Source organism: Shewanella sp. MF05956 (assembly GCF_059758055.1).
On the sequence record NZ_JCAYNV010000020.1, the window covers coordinates 1 to 12,735 of the forward strand.

The 12,735-nt window shown below is 41.9% G+C and carries 12 protein-coding genes; 8 read left to right on the forward strand and 4 right to left on the reverse strand.

All coding sequences use genetic code 11. The features are described 5' to 3' along the window. Positions 1 to 218: 218 nt before the first annotated feature. Positions 219 to 2,048 (reverse strand): ABC transporter ATP-binding protein, encoded by a 1,830-nt coding sequence (locus tag AC19MX_RS18455; RefSeq protein ID WP_498299395.1) that lies wholly within the window; start codon positions 2,046 to 2,048, stop codon positions 219 to 221. A gap of 234 nt (positions 2,049 to 2,282) precedes the next feature. Between AC19MX_RS18455 and AC19MX_RS18460 the strand changes: the two genes are divergently transcribed. The 6 genes from AC19MX_RS18460 to sstT all read left to right on the forward strand — a co-directional run bounded on the left by AC19MX_RS18460 (position 2,283) and on the right by sstT (position 9,012). Further along, positions 2,283 to 3,806, forward strand: coding sequence for a DNA-3-methyladenine glycosylase 2 family protein (locus AC19MX_RS18460; protein ID WP_498299396.1), 1,524 nt, complete (start codon positions 2,283 to 2,285; stop codon positions 3,804 to 3,806). A gap of 37 nt (positions 3,807 to 3,843) precedes the next feature. Beyond that, positions 3,844 to 4,347 (forward strand): methylated-DNA--[protein]-cysteine S-methyltransferase, encoded by a 504-nt coding sequence (locus AC19MX_RS18465; protein WP_498299397.1) that lies wholly within the window; start codon positions 3,844 to 3,846, stop codon positions 4,345 to 4,347. A gap of 77 nt (positions 4,348 to 4,424) precedes the next feature. Then, positions 4,425 to 5,711: a DEAD/DEAH box helicase gene (locus AC19MX_RS18470; protein WP_498299398.1), complete on the forward strand. Its 1,287-nt coding sequence runs from the start codon at positions 4,425 to 4,427 to the stop codon at positions 5,709 to 5,711. 11 nt (positions 5,712 to 5,722) lie between these two features. Beyond that, positions 5,723 to 6,202, forward strand: a complete 480-nt coding sequence (locus AC19MX_RS18475) for a protein-tyrosine phosphatase family protein (protein WP_498299399.1) — start codon at positions 5,723 to 5,725, stop codon at positions 6,200 to 6,202. Between the two features lie 237 nt (positions 6,203 to 6,439). Then, a complete protein-coding gene (locus AC19MX_RS18480) occupies positions 6,440 to 7,342 on the forward strand; it encodes a chemotaxis protein (protein WP_498299400.1) in 903 nt (300 codons plus the stop codon). Between the two features lie 437 nt (positions 7,343 to 7,779). Beyond that, positions 7,780 to 9,012, forward strand: a complete 1,233-nt coding sequence (sstT, locus tag AC19MX_RS18485; RefSeq protein ID WP_498299401.1) for a serine/threonine transporter SstT — start codon at positions 7,780 to 7,782, stop codon at positions 9,010 to 9,012. A 99-nt stretch (positions 9,013 to 9,111) separates the two neighbouring features. On the opposite strand, the gene AC19MX_RS18490 is transcribed toward sstT, so the two are convergent. The 3 genes from AC19MX_RS18490 to AC19MX_RS18500 form a co-directional block, all read right to left on the reverse strand. After that, a complete protein-coding gene (locus AC19MX_RS18490; RefSeq protein WP_498299402.1) occupies positions 9,112 to 9,765 on the reverse strand; it encodes an RluA family pseudouridine synthase in 654 nt (217 codons plus the stop codon). Between the two features lie 169 nt (positions 9,766 to 9,934). Further along, positions 9,935 to 10,543, reverse strand: a complete 609-nt coding sequence (locus AC19MX_RS18495; protein WP_498299403.1) for a protein disulfide oxidoreductase — start codon at positions 10,541 to 10,543, stop codon at positions 9,935 to 9,937. Between the two features lie 19 nt (positions 10,544 to 10,562). Beyond that, positions 10,563 to 11,159 carry an acyl carrier protein phosphodiesterase gene (locus tag AC19MX_RS18500; protein WP_498299404.1) on the reverse strand — a complete coding sequence of 199 codons (597 nt, stop codon included), beginning with the start codon at positions 11,157 to 11,159 and terminating at the stop codon, positions 10,563 to 10,565. A 204-nt stretch (positions 11,160 to 11,363) separates the two neighbouring features. On the opposite strand from AC19MX_RS18500, the gene AC19MX_RS18505 reads away from it, so the two are divergent. Together AC19MX_RS18505 and queA are read left to right on the forward strand one after the other, a co-directional pair. After that, on the forward strand, positions 11,364 to 11,552 hold the full coding sequence (locus tag AC19MX_RS18505) for a hypothetical protein (protein WP_432401751.1): 189 nt from the start codon (positions 11,364 to 11,366) through the stop codon (positions 11,550 to 11,552). A gap of 68 nt (positions 11,553 to 11,620) precedes the next feature. Further along, positions 11,621 to 12,661 (forward strand): tRNA preQ1(34) S-adenosylmethionine ribosyltransferase-isomerase QueA, encoded by a 1,041-nt coding sequence (gene queA, locus AC19MX_RS18510; RefSeq protein ID WP_498299406.1) that lies wholly within the window; start codon positions 11,621 to 11,623, stop codon positions 12,659 to 12,661. Positions 12,662 to 12,735: the final 74 nt, after the last annotated feature.

Sequence of the window (12,735 nt, forward strand, 5' to 3'; positions counted from 1 at the left end):
CTGTTGTATCAAAGCAGCCCAATCTTGATGTGAACGTGTAGCCATGTTAACTCCTGATGTCATTATCAGTCGTTAAGATAAAGGCTCGATGAGCGCAGTTGAAGACGTACTTGCCCGGACGCTTACAATTGTACTGATAATTTTCTTCATATTTTGGCCGTAAAAAAGCCACTCAAATAGAATGGCTTCCTGGTGTTACAACGCTGAAAGTTATGACATTAATCTAACCCTAAGAACCCACCAGTTTGATGTGACCAGAGTTGTGAATATATTCCATTAGCTTTAATCAGCTCTTGATGAGTGCCTTGTTCTACAATTTTACCTTGGTCCAATACAATCAGACGGTCCATTGCTGCAATGGTGGATAACCTATGGGCAATCGCAATAACCGTTTTACCTTCCATTAATTCGTATAAAGACTCTTGAATAGCCGCTTCGACTTCTGAGTCGAGCGCTGAAGTGGCTTCATCGAGTAATAATATCGGGGCGTTTTTAAGTAAGACTCTTGCAATTGCGATACGCTGGCGTTGACCACCAGACAGCTTAACGCCGCGCTCACCAACCTGTGCATCTAAGCCTGTATTACCGAAAGGATCCGTTAACGTATCAATAAAATCAAATGCTTGGGCTTGAGTAATTGCGGCCATCAATTTTTCTTCGCTAGCGTGTGGATCGCCATAAAGAATATTTTCGCGAATCGAGCGATGTAGTAGTGATGTATCTTGAGTCACCATGCCAATGTTGGCACGTAATGAATCTTGAGTAATGTCCGTTAATGGTTGGCCGTCAATAATAATTTGTCCCTGCTCGACATCATGAAAACGCATCAGTAAGTTCACTAATGTCGATTTTCCTGCACCTGAACGACCCACTAAACCGACTTTTTCACCTGGTTTAATATGTAAGTCAAGCGCATCGATAACCCCTTTTTTCTCACCGTAATGAAAACTTACCTGGTTAAAATCAATTTGACCGTGGTTAACAACAATGTCCTTTGCATCTAGTTTATCTTGAATCGCAATGGGTTTTGACAAAGTATTCATGCCGTCAGTTACGGTACCAATATTTTCAAATAACGAGCTAATTTCCCACATAATCCATTGAGACATGCCGTTCAAACGCAGCGCTAAGCTCACAGCAATTGCTATTGCGCCAACGGTAATGGCACTGTCTGCCCATAGCCAAATTGAAACAGCAGTGATAGTGAATGCCAATAAATAATTAATGATTTGAACTAACACGTTAATTACTGTGACTAAACGCATTTGGCCATAAACCGTGTTTAAAAAAATGCTCATACTGTCGCGCGCATAATCCGCTTCTTGCTTGGTATGAGAAAACAATTTTACGGTGGAAATATTGGTGTAACTGTCAACAATACGGCCCGTCATTGTTGAACGGGCATCAGCTTGCTCAGTGGCTACAGCTTTTAGTTTAGGCACTAATTTCCATTGAATAGCAACATAGGCGGCTAACCAAATCAGCATAGGTAATACAAGGCGTACATCGGCGCTGGCAATCATGACTAACATCGAGGTGAAATAAATCAAAATGTACATCAGCACATCTAATAATTTCATGACTGTTTCGCGCACAGCTAGCGAGGTTTGCATCACTTTAGTGGCTACGCGGCCAGCAAAATCGTCCTGATAAAACGAAATACTCTGCTTAAGTAAATAACGGTGTGCCTGCCAGCGAATGGCCATTGGGTAGTTGCCGAGCAACGTTTGATAGACAATGGATGCATGCAACCAGACTAAAAAAGGGATAACAAATATTACAATAATGGACATACCAATTAAGGTTACATGTTCATCTTGCCATAATGTCTGTGGGTTCTTAGTGACTAACCAATCAACTAATTTTCCCATAAATCCAAATAACGACACTTCGAGAATGGCAAGCATTGCCGTGAGTACAGACATCACAATTAATGGCCAACCAAACCCTCGAGTATAATGACGACAGAATGCGTATAAGGTATTCGGCGGCTGAGTCGGTTCTTCTGGTGGTAAAGCTTGGGTCAAAGATTCAAAAAATTTAAACATCTATTGCTCTAACATGGTTAGTGAGATTTCTGGTGCATAGGATAACGTAAAAATGACAAATGTAATGGGTTAAATTGTTACCGTATACAAATGCGATTGAGTTCCGTTTTCCGCTAGGTGTGGTACTTTGCCTTAGGTAAAATAACCCAATGGCACGTTATACGAGACTCTTAAGATGAATGTTCAATATGCTTTTTATTTTTATTCAGTTGCAGGTATAGGTTATGCCAATTGATGGGGGCTTCAGTAGATTGCACATTGACAGCACAAGTATGCCAGCAGGCTAGGCTTAGTCGCGACGCACGTTTTGATGGTCAATTTTTTACCGGAGTGCTAACAACGGGGATTTATTGTCGTTCAATTTGTCCGGCTCCGCCACCTCATGAAAAAAACGTCCGCTATTTTGATTCTGCAATAAAAGCCGCTAATGCAGGTTTACGACCTTGCCTTAGATGTCGTCCAGATAGCGCACCCAGTTCGCATGCTTGGCGAGGTACTGACACCACATTAAATCGCGCAATTACATTAATTGAACAGGGATTTTTAAGTGGTGATAATGCAGGAACGATCACTGAGCTTGCTGATCGGCTTGGGATCACTAGTCGATATTTAAGCCAGCTTTTTAATCAAGGTGTCGGCACCTCGCCTAAACGGTTTGCGATTTATCAGCAATTGATGTTTGCAAAACAACTTATTCATCAAACGTCATTATCTATGACTGATGTCGCCATGGCGGCTGGTTTTAATAGTATTCGACGTTTTAATGAAGTTTTTAAACAAGAGCTTATGCTAACACCATCAGATTTACGCAAACAGCATAATACACTGACACTAACGAAAATCCATTCAGATAATGAAGTCATGTCAGTGAACCCTATTCAACTCGCCTTAGCCTATCGACCGCCACTTAATTGGCAAAAAATGAATCGCTTTTATGCTTTTCGCCAAGTCGAACACATGGAGGTCATTGATGGAAACGGCGGTTATGCGAGAAGCTTTTCGTTCTTTGGTGTTAACGGTGTCTTTTCGGTGAGTCCGAATACCCAAAAATCGCAACTTGATGTGAGCATTTATTTTGTTAACGTAGACGACGTGAAGCATTTGCACAAAATTGTTAGCAAAATCAGGTCTATATTCGACTTGGATGCAGATATGCAGGTCATTGAAAAAGCATTCGTTCCTATTTCATCTCTAGGGGCTAAAGTGGATGCTGGTTTACGGATCCCCGGCACAGGTAATGTATTTGAAGCTGCATGCAGGGCGGTTTTAGGGCAGCAAGTCAGTGTGGTGCAAGCGACTAAGTTACTCAATACGTTAGTGCAGTATTATGGTGACGCACTCACCATAAACGGCAAAACGTGGCGACTCTTTCCTTCACCCCAAGTCATCGCCCAAGCCTCACTTGATGAGTTAAAAATGCCTGGCGCACGTAAACTCGCATTGATTGCTTTGGGCCAATTTGTTGAGCAATATCCCGACTCTACACCACAAGATTGGCTAGCGGTTAAAGGTATTGGCCCATGGACGGTGGCTTATGCTCAAATGCGAGGCTTAAGTGACCCTAATGTATTCTTGGCCACTGATTTGGTGATAAAAAATCGCCTTTATGCGTTGCATCAACTCGCTAATAAACCTATTGAATCAACTAAAATATATGCCCAAATAGCCAAAGAAATTAGCCAACTTGCCAGCCCTTGGGGCAGTTATTTAACGTTTCAGTTATGGGATGAAGACCCACTGAACCCAACAGAAGAGTAAAATGATGCCAATAATTGCTCCCCCAAGAATACACGCTATGGTTTCTAGCCCCGTGGGTTTGCTTTCTCTCAAAGCATCCGAGCATGGTTTAACCCATTTACAAGTTGATGATTTAGCGCTGATTTGTGCAGATGTGATGATTCAATCATCGACAACGTTAATGAGTCATCACGAAGATGACTCATTAACCGCTGAAGCAAAACGACATATTGAGGTGACAATCCAGCAGTTAGCAGAGTATTTTTCCGGCACAAGGCAGCAGTTTAGTGTCACGCTAGCCGCCAAAGGTACTGAGTTTCAACTACAAGTGTGGCAAGCATTAAGTGAACTGGCTTTTGGTGAAAGCTGCAGTTACAGCGATATAGCCAATATCATAGGTCGGCCCAAAGCGGTTAGGGCCGTTGGTGCGGCTAATGGCGCTAATCCTATCGCTATTATTGTTCCGTGCCACCGTGTGATAGGTAAAGGTGGTAAGTTAACCGGTTATGCTTATGGTCTGGACATGAAGCAATGGTTGCTTAACCTAGAAGCGAGCGAATAAATCGTAATTAATCTGACTGATGCGCCAAAGTGCGGTAAAATATCCGATTGTTATCCATTGTTGAGCGCATCAGATCCATGACACAAGCTTCATTAGCTACCACCTTTGCAGAATTTGGCCTAAACACTCCGTTATTGGCTCGATTGGCAGAGCTTCAATATCTTCAGCCTACGCCGATTCAAGCCCACACAATACCCAGTATTTTAGCGGGCAAAGATTTATTAGCAGGCGCTAATACTGGCTCAGGTAAAACCGCAGCGTTTGCATTGCCGATATTGCAGCAGTTAATGAAACGCACCAATGTTAATGCCACCAAAGGAAACTTTGCCAGTGCTTTGGTATTAGTGCCGACACGCGAGCTTGCCAAACAGGTCGCCGACAGTTTTAAATCTTATGCCGTGCACTTAAATGGCGACATCAAAGTGGTTGCTGCGTTTGGGGGTGTATCAGTTAATACTCAAATGCTCGCTTTACGTGGCGGTGCTGATGTTGTTGTGGCAACACCTGGTAGATTATTAGATTTAGTGTCATCCAATGCGATTAAGTTATCTGCAGTGACCACATTAGTGCTTGATGAAGCCGACAGAATGCTCAGTTTGGGCTTTACTGAAGAGTTATCGCAACTTATCGCCTTACTGCCAAAGAAAAAGCAAACACTGCTGTTTTCGGCCACATTTCCTGAAGAAGTGCGCCAGTTAACCCAAGCGTTATTGGTTGAGCCTTTAGAAGTACAGTTACAAAGCGCTGAAGCAAGTACTCTGGTACAACGTGTTATGACGGTTAACCGCGAGAAGAAAACCGCTTTGCTTGCGCATTTATTACTAGAACATCAGTGGCGCCAAGTATTGATTTTTGTCAGTGCTAAAAATAGCTGTAATCACTTAGCGCAAAAGTTGGCTAAACGTGGCATTAGCGCTGAAGTGTTTCACGGTGATAAAGCGCAAGGTGCACGTAGTCGAGTACTCGAAAGCTTTAAAGCTGGAGAGATACAGGTATTGATTGCAACCGACATAGCCGCACGAGGTTTGGACATTGAAAAACTGCCCGTAGTAATTAATTTTGACTTACCACGCAGTCCAGCAGATTATATGCATCGCATTGGCCGAAGTGGCCGTGCAGGAGAGGTCGGTTTAGCGTTAACCTTGTTATCGCATGATGAGTATCATCATTTCTCAGTTATTGAGAAAAAGAATAAAATTCGTCTTGAACGTGAACAAGTTGGCGGATTCGAAGCCGACGAGAATATGCCTGATGTTGTGTTAGAACAACCTAAACCCGTTGCAAAATCGGAAGGTACAGGTAAGAAAAAACGCAAAAAGTCACCCCCAATTAATGTTGATATTTGGGCTAAAAAACCAGATTAGTAGTAGGTAATATGAAACATATTTTTTGGTTAGTTGATGATCAAATCGCAGGGCGAAGTGGTCCTAATAAAGATGCATGGGACTTAGCAGAGTTAAAGCAAGCCGGGTTTGGCGCGATTGCATCATTAAACAATGGTGAAGGCTGTGATACTGCTGCCATGGCACAATTAGGTTTAAAGCATAGGGTCTTTAATTTACCAGACAACATTCCACCTAAACCGCAAGATTTAGCGGTATGTGCGGAAATTTTGCCGCAAATTTTGGCCTTTATTCGTCAATGTGAAGCTGAGGGATTACCGGTATTATTGCATTGTCGCTCTGGTATTAACCGCACCGAAATGGTGATGGCGTATTACATGATGGAAAATGGTGCCGCCCCTGTACATGCAGTAAGCCAGGTTCGTAATGCCAGTGGTTTAGCATTTGATGCAGATGGCTGGGATCAATTTGTTTATGATGTGCTTTATGAGTTACAGTCACCATCAAATTAATAAGTCATTCTGTTTGTTAAGGTACTTGCAAACAGATTGAATACACACTCAACACCGAGTGTAAGGGAAACATCAAGATAGATCGTTAAGATTTATCTCAATGTTTCCCTTTATTTTTTGTGAAATCGTCATCACTGTGAATTTTTTTGTATTGTGATCCGTATGTGTTAAAGGCACGCTAAACTTTGGCGATAAATGCTATAGTGAAAAAGACAAACGTGTGAATAAGGGGAAACGATGAGTCCAAAAATGAGCAAAGCGAATCAATCGCAAGGTCTATTGCTTTTTAGGTTGAACCAAACCCAACAGTTTGCATTGGGAACCTTAAAAATTCGTGAGCTTGTTCCGTATACGCCGTTAACCAAAATCCCTCATTCTCATCCCGCTATTATGGGCGCAGCAACAATCCGTGGCATGACGATTCCTGTTATTGATATGGCTGCTGGCATTGGCTTTAAGCCTGTAACAGAACAAGAACGTCAAGATTGTTACATCATCATTACCGATTGCCAACGCATGGTGATTGGTTTTTTAGTGCGCGCAATCGATAAAATCATTGAGTGTAATTGGCGCAACATTGAGGCTCCTTCAGATAATTTAGGCAAAAATGCTTTTTTAACTGGAGTGACTCGGTTTGATGACAAGCTAGTACAGCTTCTTGACGTAGAGTTATTATTATCAAAAATATTTCCTGACGATCCCATCACTAATCGCGCTATTTTGACCGACGTTCAACGAGAGAAACTCAAACCGTTACGCATTCTCTTAGTCGATGATTCAAAAGTGGCTCGTAAGCAGTTATCTGATGCATTAGATTCAATCAACATTGCCTATCAAGTGACATCAGACGGCCATGAAGCATTGCAAATGATGTTGCAAGCTGCAAAAGAGCGTGCGCCGATAGATTTACTTGTCAGTGATATTGAAATGCCTGGCTTAGATGGTTATGAACTCGCGTTCGAAGTTAAAAATAATCCCGATATCGCCAATGCTTATATTATCCTACACACATCATTATCTAGTGAGATCAGCGTGAGTCAGGCTAAGCAAGTTGGGGCTAATGAAGCATTAACTAAGTTTGATGCCAAAGAGTTGATTGACGCTATGTTGCGCGGCGCTCAAACAAAACAAGTTGTTTGATAAACAGTAAAAACATCAATATTTTCTATAGCCTTGGGCTTGCAACATGTTTAACAACTTGATTGCATTTTATATAGAACAGATAAATTATTGTTCATTTAAACCACAACGATTGATTTTTTTTACTCTTTTGTGCTCAACACTAGACTTCTTATGTTCCATCCTGATATATAGCTACAAGGCTTTTTCGGTGCACCGCGCCTAGTGATAGCCTAAAGCTAAAACCGTTGAGTTATTTCTGAAACACTTATGTTGAGTTAAATTGTTAACATGGATGCCAACAACATAATAATTTTCAGAGATATAGGTTAATTTGTGTATCGCTTTATAGGCTAACAACAGTTTTTTTATAAGGTACTACGCTCTTAACCACTGCATTAGCTTTAGCGACTACTAACGATTAAAAAGCCATTAATATAATAATCATAGGTTAAGCAATGAATCAGAAAAAATCACTGTTAGCTCGAATCGCTAGCGGTAGCTTAGTGCTACAAATTATCAGCGGGATCATTTTGGGAGTGATCTTAGCCAGTGTTTCAACAACCGGTGCCCACAGTGTGGCATTTTTAGGTTCGCTGTTTGTTGGCGCACTAAAAGCCATTGCACCCGTACTTGTATTTGTATTGGTCGCATCATCGATTGCTAATCAAAAGAAAAACAGCCACACCAATATGCGCCCAATCATTGGTTTATACCTTTTAGGGACCTTTGCTGCGGCGTTTACTGCGGTTATTTTCAGTTTTGCATTTCCAACGACATTATTACTGGCAACCGGAATTGAAGGTTCTAACCCACCTCAAGGTATTACCGAGGTGTTAAATACATTATTATTTAAAATTGTCGATAACCCAGTCAACGCATTGTTAACTGGTAACTATATCGGTATTTTAGTGTGGGGCGCAGGGTTAGGTATTACCATGCATCACGCCAGTGAAAGCACTAAGCAAATGCTGTCAGATCTAAGCGATGCCGTATCCAATATTGTTCGCTTTGTGATTCGCTTAGCCCCAATCGGTATTTTCGGCTTAGTGGCCGCTACATTTGCTGAAACAGGTTTCGAAGCACTAGCAGGTTATGCTCAGTTATTAGCGGTACTCGTTGGCGCAATGTTATTTATTGCCTTAGTGGTTAACCCACTCATTGTATTTGCTAAAATTAAGCGCAACCCTTATCCATTGGTTTTAAAGTGCTTACGTGAAAGTGGCGTAACGGCTTTCTTTACTCGTTCGAGTGCGGCCAATATTCCAGTTAATATGGCGTTGTGTGAAGAGTTAAAGCTGCATAAAGACACTTACTCAGTGTCTATTCCATTGGGTGCGACGATTAACATGGGCGGGGCGGCAATTACGATTACCGTGTTAACCCTTGCTGCAGCACACACACTTAACATTCCTGTCGACTTTATGACCGCGTTGTTATTGAGTATTGTTGCATCGGTATCAGCTTGTGGTGCGTCTGGTGTGGCTGGTGGATCGTTATTGTTAATTCCATTAGCTTGTGGCTTATTTGGTATTTCAAATGACGTTGCAATGCAGGTTGTCGCGGTAGGCTTTATTATTGGTGTTATTCAAGACTCAGCAGAAACTGCGTTAAACAGCTCTACTGACGTTATCTTTACGGCTGCGGCATGTGAAGCTGCCGAAGCGAAAGAAGCGGCTCAAGCAAGTTAAATTATAGCGTACTCAAAAAATGCCGGCCCATGGGATAACTGTGGCGCCGGCATTTTTGTGCTTAATTTATGCCGTTATTCTTATTCTGAGTTCAGGCTTTTAGAATGGATGTTGGCTAAAAAAGGTCATTTCAACTTGGGTGTACGGGTGTGTAATGGTTAATGATTGCGCATGTAAATTGAGGCGTTTACTGGCTTGTATGATTTGTGCATCGCCATAAAACTCATCACCTAATATAGGATGACCCAGCGCCAGCATGTGCACCCTTAATTGGTGGGTGCGGCCAGTATGAGGCTTAAGTTCCATTAAGGTTGAATTTTTACGGTGTTCTAGCACACTAAAATAAGTCAGCGCTGCTTTGCCTGACTCGGTTAACATCTGAAAGGGGGGTGAATCAGGGTTTGGCCCGAGTGCAAAATTCACTTTACCTTGTTGTTCCAATACCTTGCCAAATACTTCAGCAATATACACTTTTTTGGCTTGGCGGTTCTGAAACTGAATTTTTAAGTGAGATTCCGCTTTTTTGGTACGCGCAAAAATCATAATGCCAGAAGTATCACAATCTAAACGGTGGATTAAAATCGCTTCTGGGTAACGTTGCTGTAAGCGAGTAATTGCAGTGTCATGGGTGTCTGGTGAGCGCCCCGGATTTGATAACAATCCAGAAGGTTTATTAATCACAATAATATCACGGTCTTTATAACGGATGTCCAACCAAGGAATTGACGGTGGTCGATAAGTAAAGATGTGCATGATGGAATTGTCTCTTTAATAAACTAAAGTTATGCCTGAAAGTAACGCGCGCATACTAACAAAATTTGTTCAGCAACGAAAATAAGATAACGTCAATAGGGGGATATAAGTGGAATGTTTAGGATCAAATGACAACATGCTGCCATTTAATATCTCAAGTAGAGCTTAACTACAAGCTTGCAAACCACAAGCGAAGAGACATGCCCCAACTGCTGGTAATCCCCGATGTCACAAAGCGAATTTGATTGTTACGGTCGACAATATAAATTGCAGGTAGGGCGGTTGCCCCCCATTGTTGGCTATAATCGTTGCCATTGATGTTTTGATTGATGACCGCAAATTGGTAATCATTATGCTGCATAAAAGCGTCAATGTCGCCATTTGAACCAGAGGCGACAGCAACAGAAATAACGGGGTAAACTTGAGCGTTAGCCACATTGTTGACCATCGGCGAGGTGACTTTACACACTGGGCACCATGTTCCCCAAAAATACACTAAGGTTGCTTTATTGTCCCGCGCAGCAGTATTAAAGAGTGACACCTTATCGTTGTTGATAAAATGGTTATTGACCAAGCTACTTTTTATTAAGTCTCCCTTTACTAAGCTGGCATTAATAGGAAGAGCTGTACCTGTTTGCATGTCACGTTGAAGGTAACTGGCAACGGCAAACATCAGTACCGCGAATATTGCGCTGTCTCGTAAGGCCAATAGCCAAAAACGCGGTGAACGAACGTTGCTACCGACAGTCTTTATTACACGGGTTATCCATATTGGCATATTGAGAGCTTACTTCATCTTAGGGTAAATATTGGCTTGGGGTTTTACGACTGTATATCTTGCTGTAAGCCATTAACTGTGGGTAAAAAGTTCGAAACGCTATTTCAATCTCAACGTAAAGTTTATCAACGTCACGTATCGCATGGTCAAATAGTTCCGGTTTTGACAATCTCTGGCTAACCCCTTTTATCGCTTGATTTAACCCTTGCTTCGTTTGATAGCTACTCAACCAATCCTGTTGGATTATTTTAGGTGCGATAGCTTGTAAACTTGCAGGTAATTCAGCGGTGGTATTAAGTTCCTGGTAGGCTTTTTGGCAAAAGACATCGAGTTCTTGATGATGGTATTCTTCCCAATAAAACGCTAAGTAATGGTCAAAGGTTAAATCGATTAATATCGGGGCGACTCGGCGAGACGTTTTAGGGAATTGTTTCAATAAATCGATAATAATTTCATGGCTATCAGTGACTTGATCTATTTGACGATGCAACCAAATTCCTTGTTGAAGATGTTGAGGGTGATCTTCAATTTTTCCTTTGGCGAAATCACCGCACAAATTAGCGACTAGGTGGGTATCGCTTATGTCAGCTAAATGTAAGTGAGCTAAAAAGTTCATATTTTGTGCTTCTAATTTTATTATTTTACAGTATGATACAAGCCGTTTGTAACAAAGCATTACAATAATGACAAGCTGCTTGGTTCAATCATAACGCTTTATACACAAATGTCATGGAGTATTGTGTACTGTGTTGGAATAACGGCTATAAATTAGTGTTAGCTAATTGATTATAAAAATTAAGGCTTTATTTAGGGATCATGGATGATGAAAGACTGGCTTAAAAAAATCTTCGGCAGGCCGATTGCGGCTAAAACAAATAAAGTACAGATTGATATGCGTTACGAAGTTCATTCTTTTAAGTCTGATAAAACGACAGCGCAGCCAACAACGGCAACGTTGGAACACAACAGTCTCAACTCTCCCACATCACCACAAAAGCCGACAAAGTAATCAGTAAACTTGATCTTAACTTGCGCTCGCCATAGACTAGCGGCCGTTTTTACTGTTGAGATATTACTATGCGCGTTGCTGACTTTTCTTTTGACCTTCCAGATGAGCTTATTGCTCGCTATCCAACGGCACAACGCAATGCGTCGCGTCTATTAACCCTTAATGGTATAGACGGACAGTTAGCGGATAAGCAATTCACTGATTTACTTGAGTTAATTAACCCAGGTGACTTAATGGTGTTCAATAACACCCGAGTGATCCCAGCACGCTTATTTGGCCAAAAAGCCACAGGTGGCAAGCTTGAAATCCTAGTTGAGCGTATGCTTGATGATAAGCGTATCCTTGCCCATGTTCGTAGCTCAAAATCGCCAAAAGTGGATTCATTAATTCACTTAGATTCAGGTTATCAAATGAAGATGCTTGCGCGTCATGATGCTTTATTTGAACTAGAATTATTAGGCGATAACACTATTTTAGCCGTGCTTGAGCAAGTCGGCCATATGCCTCTTCCTCCCTATATCGACCGTCCTGATGAAGATGCGGACAAAGAGCGTTATCAAACTGTTTATAATCAAACACCAGGAGCCGTAGCTGCGCCTACCGCTGGTTTGCATTTTGATGAAGCAATGTTAGCCGCGTTAAAAGAAAAGGGCGTCAATGTTGCCTTTGTTACTTTGCATGTTGGCGCGGGGACATTTCAGCCTGTTCGTGTTGATAATGTGCTTGAACATAAAATGCATTCTGAATGGGCAAATGTTTCGCAAGATGTTGTCGATCTTATTGCACAAACGAAAGCCAATGGTCACCGCGTTGTCGCCGTTGGTACGACGTCAGTACGTTCACTAGAAAGTGCTGCTCGCGCTTGTGGTGATGCGCCTCTTGAAACGTTTAGCGGCGATACTGATATCTTCATCTACCCTGGTTATCAGTTTAAGATTGTTGATGCGATGGTGACTAACTTCCACTTACCTGAGTCAACGTTAATCATGTTACTCAGTGCGTTTGCTGGTTACGATGAGGTCATGGCTGCGTATCAACATGCTATAGCGCAAAAATATCGCTTTTTTAGCTATGGCGATGCCATGTTTGTGACGAAAAAAGCCCCCTAATAGCCGAAATTGATTTACAATAGCCGCCAATAAACGCCCGCAAACAGTGGGCGTTTTGATGTTTTAATGTGTTC

Excerpts from the sequence above, each read along its gene's own strand:
- AC19MX_RS18500 (WP_498299404.1), bottom strand. The coding sequence starts at position 11,159 with ATGAACTTTTTAGCTCACTTACATTTAGCTGACATAAGCGATACCCAC.
- AC19MX_RS18490 (WP_498299402.1), bottom strand. The coding sequence starts at position 9,765 with ATGCACATCTTTACTTATCGACCACCGTCAATTCCTTGGTTGGACATC.
- sstT (WP_498299401.1), top strand. The coding sequence starts at position 7,780 with ATGAATCAGAAAAAATCACTGTTAGCTCGAATCGCTAGCGGTAGCTTA.
- AC19MX_RS18455 (WP_498299395.1), bottom strand. The coding sequence starts at position 2,048 with ATGTTTAAATTTTTTGAATCTTTGACCCAAGCTTTACCACCAGAAGAA.
- AC19MX_RS18475 (WP_498299399.1), top strand. The coding sequence starts at position 5,723 with ATGAAACATATTTTTTGGTTAGTTGATGATCAAATCGCAGGGCGAAGT.
- AC19MX_RS18505 (WP_432401751.1), top strand. The coding sequence starts at position 11,364 with ATGATGAAAGACTGGCTTAAAAAAATCTTCGGCAGGCCGATTGCGGCT.
- AC19MX_RS18460 (WP_498299396.1), top strand. The coding sequence starts at position 2,283 with ATGGGGGCTTCAGTAGATTGCACATTGACAGCACAAGTATGCCAGCAG.
- AC19MX_RS18480 (WP_498299400.1), top strand. The coding sequence starts at position 6,440 with ATGAGTCCAAAAATGAGCAAAGCGAATCAATCGCAAGGTCTATTGCTT.
- AC19MX_RS18470 (WP_498299398.1), top strand. The coding sequence starts at position 4,425 with ATGACACAAGCTTCATTAGCTACCACCTTTGCAGAATTTGGCCTAAAC.
- queA (WP_498299406.1), top strand. The coding sequence starts at position 11,621 with ATGCGCGTTGCTGACTTTTCTTTTGACCTTCCAGATGAGCTTATTGCT.
- AC19MX_RS18495 (WP_498299403.1), bottom strand. The coding sequence starts at position 10,543 with ATGCCAATATGGATAACCCGTGTAATAAAGACTGTCGGTAGCAACGTT.
- AC19MX_RS18465 (WP_498299397.1), top strand. The coding sequence starts at position 3,844 with ATGGTTTCTAGCCCCGTGGGTTTGCTTTCTCTCAAAGCATCCGAGCAT.